The organism is Chryseobacterium suipulveris (assembly GCF_022811685.1).
Taxonomy (GTDB): domain Bacteria; phylum Bacteroidota; class Bacteroidia; order Flavobacteriales; family Weeksellaceae; genus Kaistella; species Kaistella suipulveris.
Genome location: NZ_CP094532.1, coordinates 30237 through 53205 on the forward strand (window position 1 = coordinate 30237; position 22969 = coordinate 53205).

General features: G+C 39.5%; 18 protein-coding genes. 2 read left to right on the forward strand and 16 right to left on the reverse strand.

All coding sequences use genetic code 11. From position 1 onward, the window contains the following. Positions 1 to 54: 54 nt before the first annotated feature. A complete protein-coding gene (porW, locus tag MTP09_RS00170) occupies positions 55 to 2547 on the forward strand; it encodes a type IX secretion system periplasmic lipoprotein PorW/SprE (RefSeq protein ID WP_243549487.1) in 2493 nt (830 codons plus the stop codon). A 7-nt stretch (positions 2548 to 2554) separates the two neighbouring features. Here porW and tsaB read toward each other — a convergent pair whose 3' ends face one another. The 8 genes from tsaB to rpiB form a co-directional block, all read right to left on the reverse strand. Continuing rightward, positions 2555 to 3232: a tRNA (adenosine(37)-N6)-threonylcarbamoyltransferase complex dimerization subunit type 1 TsaB gene (gene tsaB, locus MTP09_RS00175; protein ID WP_243549489.1), complete on the reverse strand. Its 678-nt coding sequence runs from the start codon at positions 3230 to 3232 to the stop codon at positions 2555 to 2557. A gap of 321 nt (positions 3233 to 3553) precedes the next feature. Further along, positions 3554 to 4306, reverse strand: coding sequence for an SDR family NAD(P)-dependent oxidoreductase (locus tag MTP09_RS00180; protein ID WP_243549491.1), 753 nt, complete (start codon positions 4304 to 4306; stop codon positions 3554 to 3556). 544 nt (positions 4307 to 4850) lie between these two features. Beyond that, a complete protein-coding gene (locus MTP09_RS00185) occupies positions 4851 to 5222 on the reverse strand; it encodes a YraN family protein (RefSeq protein ID WP_243549498.1) in 372 nt (123 codons plus the stop codon). A 64-nt stretch (positions 5223 to 5286) separates the two neighbouring features. Further along, the gene (locus MTP09_RS00190) at positions 5287 to 6219 is read right to left on the reverse strand and encodes a S66 peptidase family protein (protein WP_243549500.1); all 933 of its coding nucleotides are present in this window, start codon (positions 6217 to 6219) and stop codon (positions 5287 to 5289) included. Beyond that, entirely contained in the window at positions 6216 to 6899 is a 684-nt protein-coding gene (locus tag MTP09_RS00195; RefSeq protein ID WP_243549502.1) for a LysE family translocator, read from the reverse strand. The genes MTP09_RS00190 and MTP09_RS00195 overlap by 4 nt, the downstream gene beginning before the upstream one ends. Before the next feature lie 281 nt (positions 6900 to 7180). After that, positions 7181 to 9334, reverse strand: a complete 2154-nt coding sequence (gene rnr, locus MTP09_RS00200; RefSeq protein WP_243549505.1) for a ribonuclease R — start codon at positions 9332 to 9334, stop codon at positions 7181 to 7183. Positions 9335 to 9442: 108 nt separating this feature from the next. Further along, complete coding sequence (locus MTP09_RS00205) at positions 9443 to 10366, reverse strand: PDDEXK nuclease domain-containing protein (protein ID WP_243549531.1); 924 nt, start codon at positions 10364 to 10366, stop codon at positions 9443 to 9445. Positions 10367 to 10404: 38 nt separating this feature from the next. Further along, entirely contained in the window at positions 10405 to 10836 is a 432-nt protein-coding gene (gene rpiB / locus MTP09_RS00210; protein WP_243549533.1) for a ribose 5-phosphate isomerase B, read from the reverse strand. A 679-nt stretch (positions 10837 to 11515) separates the two neighbouring features. Between rpiB and MTP09_RS00215 the strand changes: the two genes are divergently transcribed. Beyond that, on the forward strand, positions 11516 to 12706 hold the full coding sequence (locus MTP09_RS00215) for a phosphoglycerate kinase (RefSeq protein ID WP_243549535.1): 1191 nt from the start codon (positions 11516 to 11518) through the stop codon (positions 12704 to 12706). 207 nt (positions 12707 to 12913) lie between these two features. Here MTP09_RS00215 and MTP09_RS00220 read toward each other — a convergent pair whose 3' ends face one another. The 8 genes from MTP09_RS00220 to MTP09_RS00255 all read right to left on the reverse strand — a co-directional run bounded on the left by MTP09_RS00220 (position 12914) and on the right by MTP09_RS00255 (position 22967). Beyond that, entirely contained in the window at positions 12914 to 14011 is a 1098-nt protein-coding gene (locus MTP09_RS00220) for an acyloxyacyl hydrolase (RefSeq protein WP_243549537.1), read from the reverse strand. Between the two features lie 55 nt (positions 14012 to 14066). After that, on the reverse strand, positions 14067 to 14885 hold the full coding sequence (locus tag MTP09_RS00225; protein WP_243549539.1) for a class I SAM-dependent methyltransferase: 819 nt from the start codon (positions 14883 to 14885) through the stop codon (positions 14067 to 14069). A 48-nt stretch (positions 14886 to 14933) separates the two neighbouring features. Then, the gene (gene mnmG, locus MTP09_RS00230; protein WP_243549542.1) at positions 14934 to 16796 is read right to left on the reverse strand and encodes a tRNA uridine-5-carboxymethylaminomethyl(34) synthesis enzyme MnmG; all 1863 of its coding nucleotides are present in this window, start codon (positions 16794 to 16796) and stop codon (positions 14934 to 14936) included. Positions 16797 to 16972: 176 nt separating this feature from the next. Next, positions 16973 to 17380, reverse strand: coding sequence for an rRNA maturation RNase YbeY (gene ybeY / locus MTP09_RS00235; RefSeq protein ID WP_243549544.1), 408 nt, complete (start codon positions 17378 to 17380; stop codon positions 16973 to 16975). Between the two features lie 4 nt (positions 17381 to 17384). Further along, positions 17385 to 19550 (reverse strand): patatin-like phospholipase family protein, encoded by a 2166-nt coding sequence (locus MTP09_RS00240; RefSeq protein WP_243549546.1) that lies wholly within the window; start codon positions 19548 to 19550, stop codon positions 17385 to 17387. Further along, a complete protein-coding gene (locus tag MTP09_RS00245) occupies positions 19547 to 19939 on the reverse strand; it encodes a VOC family protein (RefSeq protein ID WP_317618763.1) in 393 nt (130 codons plus the stop codon). The genes MTP09_RS00240 and MTP09_RS00245 overlap by 4 nt, the downstream gene beginning before the upstream one ends. Further along, a complete protein-coding gene (locus MTP09_RS00250; protein WP_243549549.1) occupies positions 19939 to 22383 on the reverse strand; it encodes a bifunctional UDP-N-acetylmuramoyl-tripeptide:D-alanyl-D-alanine ligase/alanine racemase in 2445 nt (814 codons plus the stop codon). The genes MTP09_RS00245 and MTP09_RS00250 overlap by 1 nt, the downstream gene beginning before the upstream one ends. Then, the gene (locus MTP09_RS00255; RefSeq protein ID WP_243549551.1) at positions 22380 to 22967 is read right to left on the reverse strand and encodes a thymidine kinase; all 588 of its coding nucleotides are present in this window, start codon (positions 22965 to 22967) and stop codon (positions 22380 to 22382) included. Before MTP09_RS00255 ends, MTP09_RS00250 begins: the two co-directional genes overlap by 4 nt. Positions 22968 to 22969: the final 2 nt, after the last annotated feature.

The window sequence follows — 22969 nt, forward strand, 5'->3', positions numbered from 1 at the left end:
AATTAAATCCTGTTTTCTACAATAAAAAACAGGTTTTAAAGTTATTGATTAATAATGAAAAAAGCTATATTTTTCCTTTTGGCAATTACCGTCCTCAACTCCTGTTCATCGAGGAAGAAGGCGAATAATTCGACCTTTATGAAAGGATTTTTCTCGTACTACAACACGCTTTTCAACAGCAAGGACGCTTTGGAAACCGAGTTGAAAAACCGTGACAAATCGCATAAGGACAATTTCTACGAACCATTTATTCCGCTGCTTACCTACGACGAACAACCGCTTGGAACCGAAATCCAGCAAAGCAATATGTTCGGAAACGACGCTCCCGGAGTTCCTGGAAGACCGACGACTCCTCCCGGTGGAAATTTCACTGGACAAGGCGGACAAAAAGGTGCCACAATTTTGGAAATCTCCGAAGCTAAAGCTTTGAAAACCATCGAAAAATATTCGGTGATGAAAAGCGGCGTTGAAAAAAACAAAGCCATTTTCGATGCCAATATTCTTTTAGCTCAGGCAAGGATTTATAAAGGAAAACCTCTTGAAGCGCTTGACGGTTTGAACTATATTTTCTCGAATATGCCGAAAGACAAGCGGATTCCTTTGGCAAGGATTTATCAGGGACTCGCCTACTCCAAAATGGAGGATTACCACCGCGCTGGAGAAGTTTTCGCAGAACTGAAAAACGACAAAATCAAAAAAGATTACCAGAAACTTCTGACGGTTTACTATTCGGAAATGCTGCTTCACGCGGGGAAAAAAGAAGCTGCAGTCGATGAGCTTGAAGATGCTTTCGCCATTAACAAAAACAGAAAATTACGGAGCAGGATTGCTTTTCTCCGCGGACAAATTCTGGCAAGTTTGGGCAAAAATGAAGAAGCGAGAGAAAGTTTCGTTTCCGCATACAAATACGCAAACGACTTTGAATTCGAGGTAAAATCCCAAATCGAAATCGCAAAAACCTTTAACGGAAAAAATGACGATTACGAAGGAGCAAGAGCGTATCTGGAAAAAATCAGCAAGAAAGGAACTTACGCTTCCCGCAAAAACGAGTTCTATTACGCACAAGGTTTAATGGCTAACAAAGCCGATAAAAAGGAGGAAGCCAAAGAGTTCTTCGCGAAATCTTTAAAAGAAAAAGTTTCTGATCCACAGATTCGCGGACTCAATTACTACGAAATCGGGAAAGCGTATTTCGATGACAGCGATTACCTTTCAGCGGGAGCTTACTACGATTCGGCACTTGCGGTGATGACTTACCAACCATCGAAAGTGCTGCTTGAGGAACAGTCGAAAAACATCAAACAGGTCACCAAAAACTATTATTTGGTAAAGAAAAACGACAGTATTCTGGCGTTGACAAAAATGTCGGATCAGGAGAAAACAGCATATTTCACAAAGTTGATTGACGGCATCAAAGCAAAAGAGGCAAAAGAAGAACTGGAGCGTCAAAGAGCTGAAAGAAAGAAAGGTTTCGACACCGGCGATTATTCTGCAAACTCGATCTTTGCGTCAAATACAGGTGGTTTCCAGGATTTTGGCGGTGGAAATAAAGGTGGTTTCTATTTCGCCAATTCGAGTACGGTTGCAAGAGGAGAATCGACCTTTAAGCAAATTTGGGGAAACCGAACCTTAAGCGACAACTGGCGTACTTCTGCAAGAGGATCGTCTCTTGAAGACCTGAAAAACGAAGCGATGGGAATTGCTTCCGCACCCGATCCAAGACGACTTGAACCAAGTTTCTATATTGAGAAAATCCCTACGAAAGCCGAAGATATTTTAGCCCTGAAAAAAGCGAGAGACACGGCAAGTTTAGGTTTAGGAAGAATGTATGATGCCTACTTCTCGGATATCAAACTGGCAACGAAAACACTTTATGATTTGGTTGACAATAAACCCGTGGAAGAAGTTGAGCTTCCTGCGCTGTACCAGATTTTCGTGATGAATTACGAGAAAAATCCACCCGCCGCAGAACGAGCCAAACAGAAAATCTTGACGGATTATCCATATACTTCCTACGCGGAATTTGTTAAAAACCCGAAAAACAACAATTTCAACACCTCCGCTCCTGAAGTTGAAAAAGCGTATGCAGATGCATTTGACCTTTATGTGAAAGAAAAATACGAAGAGAGTAAACAACTGATCGAATCGTCATTGCAAAAATATCCGAAAGATGCGCTGGTTCCTAAATTTACTTTGCTGAACGCATTCAATACCGGGAAAACTGCAGGAAAGGAAATTATGATTTTGCAACTGGAACAGATCGCGTTGAACTATGCAAAAACTCCTGAAGGAATCAAAGCCAAAGAAATGTTGAAGTACCTGAAAAGTGATTTGACTATTGAGCAAACAGACGAACAAGGAAATGCCATTTCCAACGTACCAAAACCACAGGAAATTCCACAGGCAACACCTGTTTCCGGCGGACCAGGACGACCTTCAAATGATGACGATATTAAGATGGAAGAGGAACGGATTAGAAAACTTGAAGAATCTGCCAGTTCTATTGCTCCAACTGCAACACCGGAGCAACAAACAAGAAAAAAATAAGCGAAGATCAACCTTCGCTTTTTTGTTTTACTCCGTGAAAATCCTTCAGGTAAAAAGGTTCGAAATAAGCCACATCTTCAAACTCTTTTCTGTTGAATTTTTCCACCGATTTTTCAATTAAATATTTGGCAGACGGGAAAATGGTTTCGTCATAATCTGCATTGGGCAGGTTTAAGATTTCTTTCGCTTTTTTTGCACCATCGCCGATAAAAATCACTTTCTTATCCGCAAATTCCTGAAAAGAGCTTTCGTCCAGGATTTTTGCTTCGGTTTCAGTGATCATTCTTCCCGATTTACCGTCGAAAGCTGCGCAATAGACCTCCTTTCTTCTCGCGTCGATCATTGGGATAACCAAATCGTAGCTTTTGTCTAAAAACGGTGCAATCATCGTTTCCAACGAATTCACAGCAATTAAAGGGATTTTCAATCCGTAGCAAAAACCCTTTGCCGAAGCGGCGCCAATTCGCAAACCTGTGTAAGAACCGGGACCTTTTCCCACCGAAACCGCATCGAGATCCTGCAGAGAAATTTCTGCTCCTTCAAGCGCCCACTGCACAAAAGTATGCAGCGATTCCGACTGTTTGTAATTATCTGAAACCTCTTCGCAAAGACACAACAATTGATCTCCGTCAGAAATTGCGACCGAACAGTTTTTGGAGGAAGTTTCGAGGTGGAGGATTTTCATTGTGCAAATTTAATAATTTACCAATGTAACAATTAATTTACCAATGTAAAAATGTAACAATCGTATTTCGTCACTCTTATTAACTTTGTGGTTTTTTTCAAATTGCTACATTGCTACATTGCTACATTGCTACATTGCTACATTGCTACATTGCTACATTGCTACATTGCTACATTGCTACATTGCTACATTGCTACATTGCTACATTGCTACATTGCTACATTGCTACATTGCTACATTGCTACATTGCTACATTGCTACATTGCTACATTGCTACATTGCTACATTGCTACATTGCTACATTGCTACATTGCTACATTGCTACATTGACCTATGGATCGTTCTCGGTTCGCTTTGTGCGCTTGGATAAATGGTGAGGTCAGAAATCGTCACGTGTTTCGGTGCATTCACGCAGTATGCAATTGCGTCGGCGATGTCTTCCGCTTTGAGTGCGTCGTAACCTGCGTAAACTGTTTTTGCACGCTCTTCGTCGCCTTTAAATCTGATTTTTGAGAAATCGGTTTCCACCGCTCCAGGTTGGATGTTGGTGACTTTAATTCCAAACTCGGTGAGTTCGAGGCGCATTCCTTCGGAAATAACATCTACCGCTTTTTTTGAGGCGCAATAAACGACGCCGTTCGCATAAGTCTGTCTCGCTGCAACCGAGGAAATATTGACGATATGTCCCGCTTTTCTTTCCCTCATTCCGGGAATTATCATTTTGGAAACGTAGAGCAGTCCTTTCACATTTCCGTCCATCATTGCATCCCAATCTTCGATGCTTCCGTCGCAGAGACAGTCTAAACCGTGTGCGTTTCCCGCATTATTAATGAGTACGTCGATGTTTTTCCAGTTTTCGGGAAGGGATTGGATGGCGGTTTCTACCTCGTTAAAATTTCTTTGGTCAAACCTTAAACTAAAAGTTTCGGTGAGCTGTGAAAGTTCGGTTTTGAGCTGTTCTAAAACTTCAGTTCTTCTACCGCAAAGAATAAGTCTGTAACCCTGTTTTGCAAGGAGTTCCGCGGTAGCTTTTCCGATTCCTGAAGTGGATCCTGTGATGAGTGCTGTTTTCATTTTAATGTAGGAATTTAACAATTTATAAACGTAACAATCGGGGAAATACTAATGTTTAAATTTTTAAACTTTTAATTTCAGTTGGCGTGAAATATTTGAAAAGAGTGTGTGATGAAGATAATCTTCCTTTCCGTTGTACTTGTAGTTACTCCAAATAATTTTTTTTTAACTGATAGTCCCATCTCTTATTTATCTCATACCAGGATTTCCACTCTTTCAAGTTTTCCAGGGTAGGGCTGTAAGTAATATCAATTCCTGGGAAATAGTACGATTCAGTTCCGGTAGTATTCATCAAGAATTTTATTTCTTTTGTTGGAACAGTCTTTTGATCATATTTAACAAACGTTTTAACTGTTTTATAATTATTCAAAAACACTTTCTTCGCGAAATTATTGTTTGATTCTTGAGCGAGGCAATTACAACTGACTAGTATCAAAAATAATATGTTTATAATTTTTGGCATTCTTTTTATTGTATCGATTTTTCATGTCTCACTCCATTATGGCCAGATCACTCTCAACAACTCCGATTTCAATATTTTACTTCAATTCGCATCAAATGTTTGAAAAGCGTCCTCGATATGCATTATCTGTAGTTTTCCCGATTTGTCGGGAAGCACGGTGATGATGTCGAAGCGCACTTCTTTATCAACATTGTTCTCGGTCATAAAAAAATCTGCGGTTTGCACGATGGATTTTATTTTCCTCTTATTTACTGCTTCCTGCGGCTCAATCAGCGTATCGTAACTTCTTGCTTTTACTTCTGTAACCACGATCAAATCCTCAAATTCAGTCACAATATCAATTTCGTGATGCTGAAATCTGAAATTTCTAACCAAAATTTTGTGACCTATCTTTGTTAAAAAATCTGCCGCCAAATCTTCTGCGAGTTTTCCGAAATCGTTGTGATCAGCCATAATATTGGTACAGTTTGATGCAATTGATGCAGTGTTGCAAATGGTTTTCAATTATTGCTCAAATTCAAAAATCGATCTTGACCTTTTCCTTAACCTCAACCTTAAGATTTCCGCCAATGATGAGCGGTCGATTGTCGTAGATATGCCCGTTTGGAAATCCGAACACTGTTGGAAAATGGTACTTAGAAATTCTTTCAGAAATAATTTTGTAGGCAAATTCATCGAAACTTTCCTCGTAGGATTTGTTGTCTTTTTCGTCGCCCATATTGGTCATTCCGCCAATAATTAATCCCTTAATTTTTCTGAAAACTCCCGCCAAATCGAGGGACATCAACATTCGGTCTAAAGCATAAAAATTCTCGCCGATATCTTCAATAAAGAGAATCTTATCTTTAAAATTAAAAGAATAATTCGTTCCCAAAAGCGCATAAATCAATGCGAGATTTCCACCGATCAACTGACCTTCAATCTTTCCAGGTTTATTAAACGGGTTGCTTTGAATTTTATATTTCGGTAATTTTCCTTTAAGAATATCGAAAGTCAGATCGTAACTTTCATCGGTCACTCCAAAACTCGAAGTTTTAATGGTTTGTCCGTGGATGGAAGCGAAACCGTTCTTCAACAGAAAGCTCTGAATCACCGTATTATCCGAATAACCGATATACCATTTCGGATTCTTTCTGAAGTTGGAAAGCTTCAGATGCCGCAACAAATGTTGGCAACCGTAACCGCCTCTTGAAGCCCAGATTGCCGAAATTTCATCATTGTTGAATGCCCAGTTCAGGTCCGAAATTCTTTCCTTTTCTGTTCCCGCATAATTGTATCCGTTCGAGAATTTGGTGTAGAGATGCTTACTTAAAACAGGTTCAAAACCTTTATCCACAATCAGCTGTATTCCCTTTTCCAACTGGGACTGCTCCACTGCTCCTGCTGGAGAAATAATGGCGATTTTATCTCCTTTCTTTAAGGGTTTAGGGAAAACGATTTCTTTTGTCATCTTTTGATTTTTCGTTGTTCGGTTTTCTCGGCTTCCTCTAATCTTTTGTCGAACTGGTTGAATTTCTTAAAACTCTGTAGGAAGATAAAGATGCTAAAAAATACCAGAATAATTCCCACGCTTCTGCGAATCAAATTCGCAACCCTTTGATTCAGTTTATCGTGAAAGACTTTAGCCAAAGAAATCTTAAGGAAATCGATAAATAGATAAGTCCCGACAACCAATCCCATATACAGCAAGAAATCGCCTGTATCGGGATAAGCGTTCCGCACAGAAATTACGGTAACCAACCAGAAAAGTACGACACCGATATTGAGGATATTAAACAGAAAACCGTTGATAAAGGTCTTCATATAATTCTGACTGATGATTTTCGCCTCGCTGTGAAGGTGCATTTTCGTGCGGGAAACCATCATATAAATCGCATAAATGAAAACGATGAACGCTGTAATTCTATAGAAACCAGGGTGTTTGTCGATCAGTTGCACCAAATCGCCGCTCGCAAAATACGATGCCACGATACAGAGAATATCGGCAACAACCACGCCCAAATCCAGAACGATTGCGTGTTTGGGACCGCGTGAGAAACTGGTTTCGATCAGCAGGAAAAAGATGGGCCCGATAAAGACCAAACTCAGCATAATTCCCAATCCGACCGACGAAAGTACAAGTTCAAACATATTCTAAAAGGTCTTGAAGTATTTCGTACAAAGTCTTTTCTACAATTTACAAATATACGTTTTTAAGATTTTACGGGAGAGTAAGCCATTTCCAAAGGAGATAAATTCAATGCGATCGAGAATTAATTCTCTTGAAATCAAACTAACAAAATTGGTTTTTTATTCTATATACAAAACAAAATCATCATTTATTGTTCTACATACAAAACAAAATTTGCTACCTTATTCGAAATAAAATAGCAAATCGTAATCGTTTTTTAAGCTGAAACTAAAAAGGTTCTCTACTCCACAATCTTGAAATCCAACTGTTTCTGGATGAGATTCACCTTCATTACTTTGATTTTCACATTGTCGCCTAACTGGTACTGATTACCCGTTCTGGTTCCGTAAACAAGGTGATTTTTTGCGTCGTATATATAGGAATCGTCCATCAGATCACGGAGCTTGATTAAACCTTCTGCGCCGTTTTCAGGAATCTGAACCCAGAAACCGAAATCGGCGACACCAGAAATTACTCCCGTGAATTCTTCACCAACATGTTTCTCCATAAACTTCACCTGCATAAACTTGATGGAATCCCGCTCCGCATCGGCGGCGAGTCGCTCCATATTGCTACAGTGTTTGCATTTTTCTTCATATTCCTGTTTGCTCACCGATTTTCCTCCGTCTAAATAATGCTGCAGAAGTCGGTGAGCAATCAAATCGGGATATCTTCGGATCGGCGAAGTAAAGTGCGTGTAAAACTCGAATCCCAAACCGTAATGCCCGATTGGATCGGTGGAGTAAATCGCTTTGCTCATCGAGCGCATCGCCAAAGTCTCGATCATATTCTCCTCCCCTTTTCCCTGCACATCCTTCAAAAGTTTATTTAAAGATTCTGCCACTTTCTTGGTATTTGCAAGATTCAGCTTATAGCCAAAAGTTCCCACAAAATCGCGGAGCGCCTCCAGTTTCGCAGGATCCGGATCATCGTGGACACGGTAAATAAAGGTCAGATTCGTCGGTTCGCCTTTTCTGTTTAGGGAAATATATTCCGAAACCTTTCTGTTGGCCAACAACATAAATTCTTCAATCAGGTGGTTTGAATCTTTGCTGACTTTGAAGTAAACTCCGATCGGTTCATTATTCTCATCGAGGTTAAAGCGGACTTCACTTCGGTCGAAAGTGATCGCACCTTTATTGATACGGTCTTTTCTAAGCGTTTTTGCTAAACGATCGAGCGTGAGAATTTCTTCAGCCAAATCGCCTTTTCCTGTCTCAATCCTTTCCTGGGCTTCTTCGTAAGAATATCTTCTGTCGGAATGGATTACGGTTCTACCAAACCATTGATTGAGAACATTCGCATTATCATCCAGTTCAAAAACTGCGGAAAAAGTATATTTATCCTCATTCGGACGCAGCGAACAAACATCGTTGCTCAGAACTTCCGGAAGCATCGGCACTACTCTATCGACCAAATAAACGGAAGTTGCGCGATCGTAAGCTTCGTCATCAATTAGGGTTCCTGGAACCACATAATGTGAAACATCTGCGATGTGGACACCGATTTCCCAGTTTCCGTTCTGAAGTTTTCTGATGGAAAGCGCATCGTCGAAATCTTTCGCATCTTTCGGGTCGATCGTGAAAGTGAGCACATCACGCATATCCCGGCGTTTTGCAACTTCGCTGTCGTGGATGGCTCTGTCGATTTCGTCGGCTTCTCTCTCCACTTCTTCAGTGAAGGAATAAGGCAAACCATATTCCGCAAGGATCGAATGGATCTCGGTTTCGTGTTCACCTGGAGCACCGAGAACCTTGATGATTTCACCTTCAGGATTTTTGGAATTGGAATCCCATTTCAGCATTTTCACCAGGACCTTATCGCCGTCCTGTGCGGTGAGCATTTTTCCTTTCGGGATGAAAATATCAGTATTGATCGACTTTTTATCGCTTACTACAAATCCGAAGTCTTTGTGCTTGATCAGCTGGAAAGTTCCTACAAATTCTTCGCGGCTTCTTTCTAAAACTTCCAGAACGGAGCCCTCGATTTTTTTTCCTTTGAAGTGATAGGTCACGATTAATACGGTATCCCCCTGCATCGCGTGCTTCACGTTTTTAGCGTGTACGAAGATATCTTCTTCCAAACCTTCCACTTTTACGTAGGCATTTCCTGTTTGGTTAAAGTCGATGACTCCTGTTAAAGTTCCTTCAATCTTTAGATTGACGATGTATTTTCCTTTCTCGACCTGCTTGATTCGGTCTTCTGCGAGGAGTTTGTGCAGCGCCTGAATCACCTGTTCGCGCTGTCTTGGATTTCGGTAGTCGATACCGTCTGCAATCTGTTTATAGTTGTAGATTTTGGTCGATTTTTCGTTCATAAACCGCAAAATCAATCGACCGATTTCCTGTAGTTTATGGTTATTTTTATGGGATATAAATTTTGATTTTTTTGCCATTTTTTTAATTAAGATTTTAGCACCTCCAAAAACTCTTCAATTTTATCTGATAATTCTTGATGGTTTGGTAAAAATTTTTGATAGTCTTTCGGCAGCTCTGGAGTTGTTTTAATATACCGCAATACCCATCGGAAGATTGCCAGTTTTCAAGGAATATTCAACAATAGTGCGGTCTTTTTCTTTACAGATTATGATTCCTATCGCTTCATTTTCGTGAGGAAGTTTTAAGGTATCGTTCAGTACGTTTAGGTAAAATTCCATTTTGCCTTTATGTTCGGACATGAATTCTCCAACCTTCAAATCAATTGCAATTAAGCATTGTAGTTCGCGATGGTAAAGGAGTAAATCAATAAAGTACTCTTTATCACTTGCAAATATTCTGTACTGATTACCAACAAAAGTGAAATTGGGTCCGAGCTCAATGAGGAAATTTCTGATATTTTGAACCAACTTTTCTTCTAATTCTTTTTCAGAATGTTCTTCGGATAGGTTTAAGAACTCAAAAGTATATTCATCTTTGATAGCGAGTATTGCCTGCTTTTTTATTTTTTCGGGGAGCGTCTGTTCAAAATTAGTTTGATTCAGCAGATATTTTTCGAAAGTTCTGTTCTCGATTTGATGGATGAGTACATTTTTAGTCCACCCAAATTTCTTAGTGGCAAGAATATAGAATTCTCTTTGTTTTGGTTCCTTACATTTTCTTAAAATAGTAATATGTTTAGACCAGCTAATTTCTCGTACCAATGGTGCGAGATTTTCAACTGATTGATACTCATTATAAAACTGTGCCATCAACCATAGATTTCCTTCAGAAAATCCTCCAGCTCCTGGAAACTCTTTTTGTAGTTCTTTTGAAAGTGTGGGAACAACCGATTTACCCCAATTTTCAGTCTGTTTCTCCGAAATAGATTTTCCGATTTCCCAATAAAGATTGATGAGGGCAGTGTTTACCACCTTCATTGCTTCGTATTGGGCATTTCTGATTTTTTCTTTTATTTCAGAAATGAAAATTTTCTCGGAGTTTTCTAACATTAGCTTTATAAAATATTCTATTTTTCACCAGAAAGCATTTAGCAAAAAGCAATCTTCTCCACTCTTTTCTCGTGTCTTCCGCCTTCGAATGGGGTTTCGAGAAATTTTTCTACAATTTGCAGGGCGAGTTCTTTTGCGATGAATCTTGCAGGAATTGCGATCATATTGCAGTTGTTGTGCTGTCGGGAAAGTTCTGCGAGTTCGGGCATCCAACACAGCGCACAACGGATTTTCTGGTGTTTGTTTGCCGATAGTTGCACGCCTTGTCCGCTTCCGCAGATGAGGATTCCCATTTCGTTTTCGCCGTTTTCAACGGAAGTTGCGGCGGGATGTACAAAGTCGGGATAATCCACAGAATCGGGGGTGTTGGTTCCGAAATCCTGAATCTCGTATCGATCTTTTAGCTGATTTTTGAGGTATTCCTTATACTCGAATCCCGCGTGGTCACAGGCGATGGCTATTTTTTTCATTTTTTCTTTTTTGATTTTTGAGTCCTTACAAATTTAAGATTATTAATGTAAAAGCTCTTTGTATTGAAAAGAAACTTGGCTTAGAAATCCAAAACCCGTGTGAGCGATTGCAGCGGAAATACTCCTGCGTCGGGATCAGCCAGGGAAGGAGATTGCAGCGGAAAGTGCGACCCGAGCTGCTGGATAAGGAAAGGAGAGGGGCACACCCAAAAAATAATAACTTGTGAAGATCGCCGTGAGTTGATGTGGATAAGTGCGCAAAAGATTTCCTTTCTTTATTCATTTTTAATTCATATTGAACAAAATTTTTGGATTGCCGCAAATCTTTCTGTTTTTCTTTATCGTGTTAAATTGATGAAGTTTTCCATAGACGGTTTTTAAAGGAATGCCTTTCATAGCAGTTATCGACAATTGTTGGTAAGTGTTAAAATCTACTCAATTTCAACCACTTAAAATGTGAATCGAATATGAATTGAGTTTGAACGAATTGTTACCAAAAAAAGAAGAAAAGTTCTCCACAAAAACGTGGACTACAACAACACTACCCATTTATTTTTTTAAAAGAAAAGAAAATATTGTTGGGAAAATGAGTTTTGGCAGTTTGTGGATTTTTAAATGGATTTTAATTTTTAATCGTGGGATTAAATCTTAAATTTGTGAAACCAAAAATCAAACCATTATGAAGACAATTCAGGATTACAATTTTAGAGACAAAAAAGCACTGGTTCGGGTGGATTTCAACGTGCCGCAAAGTGCTGATTTGAAAGTGACGGACAATACCAGGATTCAGGCAGTGAAACCTACCGTGGAGAAAATCCTAAATGATGGCGGTTCGGTAATTCTGATGACGCATCTTGGAAGACCGAAAGGGAAGGTTACCGAAGAATTCTCGCTGAAAAATATCGTACCTGAAATTGAAAGCGTACTCGGAAGAGAAGTGAAGTTCTGTCCGGACTGTATGGGAGAAGACGCGCAGAATATGACTGGAAATCTAAAGCCAGGTGAGATCCTGCTTTTGGAGAATCTGAGATTCTATAACGAGGAAGAAGCGGGAGACAAAGATTTTGCTGAAAAACTATCGAAGTATGCGGATGCCTACGTGAATGACGCGTTTGGAACTGCGCACAGAGAGCACGCTTCGACTGCAGTGATAGCTCAGTTTTTTCCTTCAACTAAATTTTTCGGTTTACTGATGGCACAGGAACTTGAAGCGATTGATAAAGTATTAAAAAAAGGAGAAAAACCTGTGACTGCAATCCTTGGTGGTTCTAAAGTTTCCACTAAGATTACCATTATCGAAAATATTTTGCCTGCGGTAAACAATATGATTATCGGTGGTGGAATGGCATTTACTTTTATTAAAGCTTTGGGAGGACAAATCGGTAATTCGCTGATCGAGGAAGATAAGCAAACCCTTGCCTTGGAAATTATGGAAAGAGCGAGAGCGCAAAATGTGAAGATCTATTTACCTGTGGATGCCGTGATTGCCGATGAATTCAACAATGACGCGGAGCGAAAGGATGCCGATATTTTTGATATTCCTCAAGGTTGGATGGGACTCGACGCAGGTCCGAAAAGCCGTGAACTGTTCAATGATGTGATTATGAATTCGCGAACCATACTTTGGAACGGTCCGATTGGTGTTTTCGAAATGCCGAACTTCGCTGCAGGAACAGTTGCACTCGGCGACAGTATTGCTGAAGCGACGCGTCTTGGTGCTTTCTCTTTAGTTGGTGGTGGCGATTCTGTGGCTTTTGTTAAGCAGTTTGGCTACGACGATAAGGTAAGTTATGTATCGACAGGAGGAGGAGCTATGCTAGAAAGTCTTGAAGGCAAGGAGCTTCCAGGAGTTTCCGCGATTAATAATTGATTTAAACTAAATTTTTAGTTTAACGGAGAATTTGGGCATATTAAGGTATGTCCAAATTTTTTTTTTGTGATGAAATTTTTTTACCCCTTCCCTAAAGGGAGGAAAATTTCCCACGAAATAATTCTAAATTTGCTCCTTTTAGGGTTGGGGTAATCAAATTTAGGTTTATTTCGAAAATCGAATTATTTTCTTGAGAAAGTTGGTTCTTTACAACCGAACAAATGCGCCGAAAGAAATGATATCTGCCTGAACTTTATGTGCGTACATCATTGATTCTATACCGATTTTCGGAGTGATGTAATAACGTAATCCAGCTTTCCAGTAGGTTTTTTGGTTATATGGACTTTTAAAGTAAACATAAGTTCCGTAATTGGCATTAAAAGAAAGTTTGTTCATCTTGATTTCTGTTCCCAAACTTGCACCGACTCTGATGTGTTCATACGATTTTCCCCAATAGGGAACGGAATCATCGTAAACCAGTGGATTGAAAACCTGGTCGTAATACACTGCGTCCAAACCTGCTTTAAAGCCAATCATATTGTTGATGAAATAGGAATAAGCGGACGAGAAAGTTACTCGGTAGAATGCTTCCTTGATTTTGTATTTCCCGCGTTGACCTGCACCAATGCTGAATTCGAAGCCATGTTTTTTCATTTCGCTTTTTATGATTTCGTCGTTGGTTTCTTCATTTTTCTTCGAAGCGATGATGTTCTTTTTAATGCCCACTGTTGCAGCAAGGGTGTTCACACCTGCGTTGGGGAGCTGGATTCCACCGTTTGAGAAATGGAGAAAAGATACCTTTGAAGTTAATGCAAAATCTTTTAGAAACTGATATTCTATTCCTAATCCAGCATCGAAAACTGCGTTCAGATGGCTCCCAAAAAAATACGAATCAGGGTCGGTGTAAACAGTTTTTGTGATGTACGAAAGTCCGACAGTAGGGGAGAAGAGCAAATCCACATTTCCTAATTTAGCCAACCGAAAGTCGATGTTGGCGGTTGCAGCATAAGCATCACCAAAAGCGTAATTTCTTCCCCACAAATCTTTCTGCATCTGATTCATGTCGAGATGAACCAAATTAAAATTGATATTTTTTGCAGATAAATATTTTACCCATTCCTGGTTGCTATTTGTCAAATCTTTTCCGATGGTGATTTGTTGGCCGGAAATATAGTTTTTTATATCGCCATTAATTTTTCCAACACTTGTTGCGTAAACCGAACTGTACCCAAGAAAAACATCTTTGTTTTCCTGTGCGGTAAAAATCTGTGGGAAAAGAAAAAGTAGAGGGATAAATTTTTTCAAAATGATGAAATTTGGTAAAAAAATGGCTTTCAGAAACTGGCCAAAAATAAAAAAACTATTTTTTTTCGATAATATATATCAAACTCGAAAATTCGCCGTTTTTTGATGCCTTAATGTTCGAAATCATTCCGTAAAACATTCCTTTGAGCCAAAAAAGTCGGGATTTTTTATATTTTTCGCTGAGCATAGAAATATAGAATGAATCGAGTAGGAGTGGTTTAATTTTTTTGAGTTTCCAGTTTTCGTTGTTCATTAATTTTTCCATTCCCGATTTTGAGAAATGGTAAACGTGTCGGGGAACATCATAAGCTGCCCAAAATTCTTTATACCTTTTGGCATCGTCTGAAGTGTGGTTCGGAACTGCGATAATTAATAAACCATTGTCTTTCAGTTTATTATAGAATGTTTGTAAGATATCTGATTGATTATCAATATGTTCGAAGACGTGCCATAAAGTGATTGCGTCCAAAGATTGGTTTTCAATAGTAGTTAGACTATCAATAATTTTAGATTTAGAAATTTTGTTTTTAGCTGCAGTTCGAGCAGATTCGTTGGGTTCGAAACCTAAAACCTTAAAATCTTTTTCGATGAATTTAACAAATTCGCCAGCGCCGCATCCGTAATCTAAAACGGTTTTTCCTTTGCCTATAAAATCGGCGAGGATATGTTTCTTATAACTAAGGTTGAATATCTGCAAAAACTTGTACAGTTTTTCTTTCAAAGAACCTGAATCCTGATGGTGTGAAATATAGTCCTTACTCTCGTAATATCTTCCCAAATCCTGTGGAAGTGGAACGGTTTGAAGTATTCCGGGGATTTCGGTTTCTATAATCTCGAAATCTTCCTGGGTTAGAAATAGGTCTTTGATTTTCATTCTACAGTTTCAAATTATTTTAAAATGTTTCACGTGAAACATTTCGTTTTATCTGCCTAAATAGATCAGGAGCACATTGATGTCGGCTGGGGAAACTCCACTGATTCTCCCTGCCTGTGCAATGGTTTTTGGTTGTACTTTATTCAGCTTTTGTCTTGCTTCTGAAGATAGGGAGGCGATTTTGGTAAAGTCAAAATCTTCCGGAATTTTGATGGTTTCCAAACGGTTCAACTTAGCAACGTTTTCCTTCTCCTTTTCAATGTAACCACGGTATTTGATATTGATTTCCGCCTGTTCACGAACTTCTTCGGAGTAGGATTCTGTTTTTTCTTTGATAAAGTCGATTTTTTCCAGTTTTTCCAAAGTCATGTTGGGTCGGGTTAGAATCTGCGATGCTCTGTATGCTTGATCAACAGGGGAGGACTCGATCGTCTCCAAAATCGGATTAATGATCCCTGGTTTAAGGGAAGTTTCTTTTAAAATTTCTTCAAGTTCATTGCTTTTCGAAATCTTTTCCTCAACTTTTCTTAGACGTTCTTCTTTTGCCAAACCTAAATTATAGGATTTTTCGGTTAATCGAATATCTGCATTATCCTGTCTTAGCAATAGTCTATACTCTGCTCGAGAAGTGAACATTCTGTAGGGTTCTTCAGTGCCTTTAGTAATGAGATCGTCGATGAGAACACCGATATATGCTTCATCTCTATTTAGCGTAAATTCGCCTTTGTCGTGTACTTTATTATGAGCATTGATTCCTGCAATTAAACCTTGTCCTGCAGCTTCTTCATATCCTGTAGTTCCGTTGATTTGGCCAGCGAAATAGAGTTTCTTAATCAGTTTGGTTTCCAAAGTATGGTAAAGTTGGGTAGGAGGGAAGTAGTCGTATTCAATGGCGTAACCAGGTCGAAAGACTTTCACGTTTTCGAAACCTGGAATGTGTTTCATTGCCTTGATTTGGACTTCTTCAGGTAGTGAGGAGCTGAACCCGTTTACATAGATTTCTATGGTTCGCCAACCTTCCGGCTCCACGAAAAGTTGGTGACGGTTTCTTTCAGCAAATCGGTTGATTTTGTCTTCAATACTTGGACAGTATCTTGGACCCAAACTTTGAATGGTACCATTAAACATCGGACTTCTGTCGAATCCTTCACGTAAAATTTCGTGTACGGTTTCGTTGGTATAAACGATGTGGCAGCTGAGTTGTTTGGTGAGTTTTGGAGTATCTAAATAGGAAAATTTCTGTGGATTTTCGTCGCCTTTCTGCTCTTCCATTTTGGAGTAATCGAGTGATCTTCCGTCAACACGCGGTGGAGTTCCCGTTTTCATTCTCCCTGCTTCGAAACCGAGTGAAACTAATTGCTCTGTAATTCCGAAAGCTCTTGGTTCACCCATTCTTCCTCCGCCTAATTGTTTGTCTCCAACGTGGATTAAGCCGTTCAGAAATGTTCCGTTGGTGAGCACTACGGATTTCCCTTTGATTTGGATTCCCAACGAAGTTATAACGCCTGTAACCTGATCATTCTCAATGGTTAAGCTTTTAACCATGTCTTGGAAAAAATCAAGATTTGGCGTATTTTCCAGAGCTAATCGCCATTCTTCGGCAAACATCATACGATCGTTCTGAGTTCGCGGTGACCACATTGCAGGTCCTTTGGAAAGGTTGAGCATCTTGAACTGGATTGCAGATTTATCGGCAACAATTCCTGAGTAACCTCCCATTGCATCGATTTCACGCACAATCTGACCTTTTGCAATTCCGCCCATTGCGGGATTGCAGCTCATTTGTCCGATGGTTTGCATATTCATCGTGATCAGCAAGGTTTTAGAACCGAGATTTGCTGCAGCTGCAGCTGCTTCACAACCGGCGTGTCCTGCTCCAACTACGATGACGTCGTATATTTCGTTTATCATACTCTTGAAAATTAATAATGTTTCACGTGAAACATTGCGAAAAATTCCTATAAAAAACTTCCTGTTTCTTTAGCCGCGATTGCAGCGGTTACCCCGCAACACGCGTTGGCAAAAGCGATGGAGTGAGGAGTATGAACCCTGCCTGTCGGCAGACAGGGGAAAGCGGGAAAAAGCTCCTAAAGAATGTTTAAATAAAAATCTTCCTTATTTCGCATTTCTGTAATTTCTTCGTCGGTCTTGTCTTTATACCCGATCAAATGCAGCACACCGTGAGCTAAAACCCTGTGTAACTCGACATTAAAATCATTGGAAAGATTCGTGGCGTTCTCAAAAATGCGGGGCAAAGATACGAAAATATCTCCCGAAATAGTTTTGCCTTTCACGTAGTCGAAGGTGATGATGTCGGTATAGTAATCATGGTTGAGAAAGTCTTTATTGACCCGAAGAAGATACTCGTCATCACAAAAGATATAGTTGATTTCGCCGGGTTTCTTGTCTTCGGATGTGATGAGTGAAAGGAGCCAATTTTTTGTATTGTCGCCAAGACTGATCTCATCAATATTTTCAAAAAAGAACTGTATCATTTTCTTAAAACCAATGTCCTAATATAACGCTGAAAACGCCATTATTCCTGTTAAGAGAGCGGCTGTAGTTGAGTTTGACCTGGCCAAATGGTGACCGGTAACCGGCAGAAATCCCAGCCGAAGTCTCTACGATGGCGAAAATTTTGTCAACTTTGAGGTCGTTGAAGTGATTTCCTAAACCGAAACTGCCATCTGCAAAATAGTTTTTTAGAATTTTGAACTGGAAGATATTTTCCGCAGTGAGCAGGTTTTTCGACATCACTTGTCCAAACTCATAACCACGGAAAGAAGTATAATTACCGAGATTTTGCTCGAAGATACCGCCGATTCCGTAATTGTAGTAGCTGCTTAATTCGTCGCCGAGTGTAAATCCACCAAAGAGCCGAAGTCGGTAGGTGAACCAATCAGCAAACGGAAAATTGATGTGTGTGGTGATTTTTGTCTGAAAAGTTCGCCCTTTTTGGTCTTTGTTGAGGAGATCCAGGAGTTTTCCTTCAATGTTGAGCAAGAATCCACGAACCGGGAAACCGCGATCATCCTGTGTATCGCTTTTGATAAAGACATACGGATTGATGAAATTGTGTGGATTAGAGTAGGTAGGTTCACCCGGTGTTTTTGCCTCAAAATAGTCGTGACTTATTCCACCTCCGATCGCGAATTTGTCCCTCCAAATCGACTGGATGAAGACCTCGTTTCTGAACCAGTTGCGGCGTTCGTACAAATTAAAGTCTTTATCATAATTATCCAAAGTCATTCCCGATGCATAAACTCCGAATCCCGGGATGTACCCGTTATCGATGAAATAATTAAAGTAGTATCGCGGTTTGTCGCCAACAACCAGGTCAAGAGAAATCGTCGAGTTTCTAAAGAGCAGCCGTTTTACAGTGGCGTTAATGAGGAGTCCCGTTTTGAATATTTCGTCGTAATGCAGCCCGAATTTTAAGAAAAAACGAGCATTATCTTCCGTTACAAAAAGCTTCAGGTAATTCTTATTTTCGTCCTGAATAAGGTCGTAGTTAATTAGTTTGTAGTTATTGGTTGCGTAGAGTTTGTCGATCATTTTGTTGATGCTTCCATAGGTCTGCATTGAAGGCAGTTTTAGGTTCATCTTCCCCAGAATGTAGTTCTTGCCGTAAATATCGTTGTTCTCAACATCCAGACTGTCGATTTTATAAACGTTGCTGTAGATGTCGCTGATTGGTGCCCGCAAAAGATTTTTTTCCCTTTTTGGCAGTGTGGAGAGGATTCGCTCATATTTCCTCGCAGCTACAAATCCGGAATCCAGAATCGCACTTTTAGCGTCGTAACTTGTTGCATTCACCCCCGTCAAGTTAGGATGAATATTGATGTCGGTATATTTGTATTGGTTTTTTGTTTCCTTTTGAATCCCGAAATCGATCACCTGGTTCAGGATAGAGATTGCTGACTGCAGATCTTTTCTTTTAGCCAAACCCTGACTTAAATCTACACCGATTACAATATCTATCCCTTTGTCCTTCAAAGGTTTAGAAGGATAGTTGACTGTCATCGCACCGTCGATATACAATGAATCACCAACTTTCACAGGATCCATTAATGATGGAAATGCTGAGCTCGCCATAATTGCACTCACCAAATCTCCTTTCTCGAAAACCTCCATTTTTCCGCTTTCGAGGTTGGTTGCAACGCACATAAAAGGAATCGGAAGTTTTGAGAAATCCTCAATATTTGAAACGTTTTTAAAGAGTTCCTTTAAGAGATAAATATTCTTCTGACCTGTAGAAATTGCTTTAGGTAAAACATTCACTTTTCCGTGGACGATTGGAATAGTGAGCAGATATTTATCAACCGATTTTTCAAAGAAGCTTGTTTGCTGCCGAGTTTTTTCGTTGGCGATGATGGTGTAGAAATCGGTATCCATCATGATTTTCTCAATCTCCTTTCCGGTATAGCCAGAAGCATAAAGCCCACCGACGATTGCACCCATACTTGTTCCTGAAATATAATCTACTTTAACTCCAAGAGAATCAAGCACTTTCAAAGCTCCGATATGGGCGAAACCTTTTGCGCCTCCTCCTGCAAGGGACAACCCGATTTTGGCATTTTTGGATATCTTCAAACCTTCTTTTACCTGGGAATTCAGCTGAATCCAGGAAAAGAAAATAATCATCAACGTTAGTAGTTTTTTCATTTTTCTGCAAATGCAATTACGTTGCCATCATCATCGCTAAAATAACAAACTTTATCACCCCAGTTTCTTTTTTCAATTTTGCTCACCAATTTTGCGCCCGCTTCAAGTGCGATCTTAAATCTGCTGTCAATATTATCGACATAAAGGTAGAGTTCACATTTCGGAATTCCTTTTGCTAATGAGGGATTTGGTAGTTTTTCACCCAATATTTTGGCGATTCCGGAACATGGCATGATTCCCAGTTTGGCATTTTCGTTGAGGAGAAACTCTGTCATCCCAGGAACGTCTAGCGCAGGTTTCATTTCCAATATTTTTTCATAAAAGTTTCTGCTTCTGTGTTGGTCTTCAACATAGATAATAAATTCAACCATTGGATAATTCTTGCTCATTAATCCTTAATGTAAATTCTTTTTACCCTCCTCGAAATTGATGTTAAAACCTCGTAAGGTATTGTTTTACAATATTCTGCAAATTCTTCCAAGGTTGGATTGGCGTTGAAAATAATCACTTCGTCGCCTTCTTTTGCTGGGAAATTTCCGATGTTGAGCATCATCATATCCATACATACATTGCCCACAATCGGGAATTTTATGTTGTTGATGCCCACACTTCCAACCTTGTTGCCGATTAATCTCGGAATTCCATCCGCATAACCAACAGGAATTGTGGCGATTCTCGTTTCTTCATCCGATTGGAATCTTCGGTTGTAACCAACTGATTCTCCACTGTGTAATTCTGAAATTTGCGAGATGACTGTCTTGAAAGTCACGGCATTCTGAAGTTGCTTTTTGACTTGAGGACTGGATGAAATACCTACCATTCCAATACCGATTCTTACCATATCAAATTGATAATCAGAGTAATTTACAATTCCAGAAGTGTTTAATATATGACGAATCGGTTTGTAATTCAATCCCGAAATCAACTTTGCAGAATTTCTATCAAAAGTACTGATTTGTTCTAAGGTGTAATCCTTTTCCGAAAGATCATCTGATGACGAAAGGTGGCTGAAAATACTCTCGACTTTCACATTCATCGAGTTCAACTTTTCAATGAGGTCACTGGTTTCATCAGTCTTAAAACCAAGACGATGCATCCCTGTTTCTAATTTGATATGGATTGGATACTTGTGCTGAATTCCTTTCATTTTTAACTGCTCGTTGAAAAGTTCAAGCACGCGGAAACTGTAGATTTCCGGTTCCAGATTATAGTCGATGATGATGTCGTAGCTGTGCTGTTCAGGATTCATCACCATAATGGGTGAGGTTATGCCGTTTTTTCGCAGATCTACACCTTCGTCTGCGTACGCAACTCCAAGATAATCAATATGATGGTGTTGCAGGAATTCTGCAACTTCGTAACCGCCTAATCCATAGGAATATGCCTTTACCATAGCCATTATTTTGGTTTCTGGCTTCAGCAAAGATTTATGAACATTGATATTGTGAAGAATTGCATTCAGATTGACTTCGAGAACCGTATCGTGTTTTTGAAGCTCGAGATGGTTTTTTACCTTTTCAATCTCGAATTTTCTGGCACCTTTTAATAAGATCAGTTCATTTTCAATTTGATTAAGTTGATGATTGTCAATTAATTCCTGAGTATTACTAAAAGTATAAGTTTCAGCGTTAAAGAGTTTTTGTCTTTTCGAAATTTCCTGTCCGATCAGGAATATTTTCTTAAAATTTTGCTGGTTGGTCAACTCTGCAACTTCCGGATAAAGTTTGTCAGAATCTTTTCCTTCCACAAAATCGGTTAGAATTAAAGTTTTCTCAGATTTATTATACTCATTGATAAACTGATACGCAATTTTCAAAGAATCTAAATCAAGGTTGAATGAGTCATTGATAATCAAATTGTTGCGTAATCCATTGACACTTTCGAGCCGCATTTCGACTGATTTCAGCGCATTAAGTTTTGCAATGATCTTTTCGTTTGCAAAATTGAATTCTTTCAACACCGCAATCACACAAAGTACATTACTCAGTGTCGCCTCATCTCTTTGCTGAACGGGAACGGATATTTCCTCGTCAAAATATTGAATGATCAAGTCAACGTTTTTGTCCTTCCAATTGCTTTTGTTAAAAATATCGTTGTGCTCTTTTAAACCAAATGATATTAATTTTTTAGTTGAGTACAGGTTATTAATAATATTAAAAACCAGATCATTATCGCCATTAAAAATAATAGTTTCTGAATCTTTGAACAGTTTGAGTTTTTCTAAAATCAGTTCGCTTTCGTTTTCAAAATTTGAAATATGAGCAGAACCAATATGGGTAAGAATTCCAATTTTCGGAGAGAAAATCTCCTCCAAAATTTCCATTTCTCCCGGTTTTGAAATTCCGACTTCGAAAATTCCTAATTGATGTTTTTCATTGATTTCCAGCAACGAGATAGGAAGCCCGATTTGCGAGTTGAAACTTTTCGGACTTTTCACGGTTTTCAGCTCATCAAACAAACTTTGGTAAAGCCACTCTTTCACAATAGTTTTACCGTTGCTTCCTGTAATTCCGATAGTTTTCAGGTGAAACCGACGAAGGTGATATCTTGCGAGATCTTGGATAAACTTCACGGAATCTTTAACCAAAATCCAGGTAACATTTTTGATTTCTGCAATCTGATGTTCAGAAATAATTACTCCAACTCCTTTTTCGATGGCCGACTGAATGTATTTCTCTCCAGAATTTTTAGAAGTATTGATCGCGAGAAAAGCCGTGTTGAGCGTTGAAAAAATTGTTCTGCTGTCAAAAGCAATGTTTTTTACAGCTAATTTATCATCGCCAATTAAGGTAGAATTGGTGATTTCCGCGATTTCTTTGGTGGTGTAGTTCATTGTTTTTTGTTGAGGAACTCGTCATTAAAAACCTTTCTGCTTACCGCTTCATAACTTTCCGTTTCGCCAAGCTGCACCAAATCGGTATTTGCGGAAGTCCGCATCGAGTAGTTGGCTAAGTTTCCTGTCCGTTTGCAAATCGCGTGAACTTTTGTGACATATTCGGCAGTCGCCATCAAATTTGGCATTGGTCCGAAAGGTCGACCCATAAAATCCATGTCGAGTCCTGCTATCACAACCCGTATTCCGCTGTTTGCCAGTTGATTGGCGATTTCAACAATGCTTTCGTCGAAAAACTGGGCTTCATCAATTCCCACCACGTCGCAGGTTGAACCCAGAAGAAGAATTTCGTTCGGACTTTCAACAGGTGTGCTTCGGATTTTGTTCTGGTTGTGCGAAACCACTTCCTCTTCCGCGTATCGCGTATCGAGTTTCGGTTTGAAAATTTCAACATTTTGTCCCGCCATTTCCGCCCGCCGAAGACGCCGGATCAGTTCCTCGGTTTTCCCCGAAAACATCGACCCGCAAATAACCTCCATCCAACCGCTTTGTTTGGCGTGATTTATTGTATTTTCTAAAAACATTT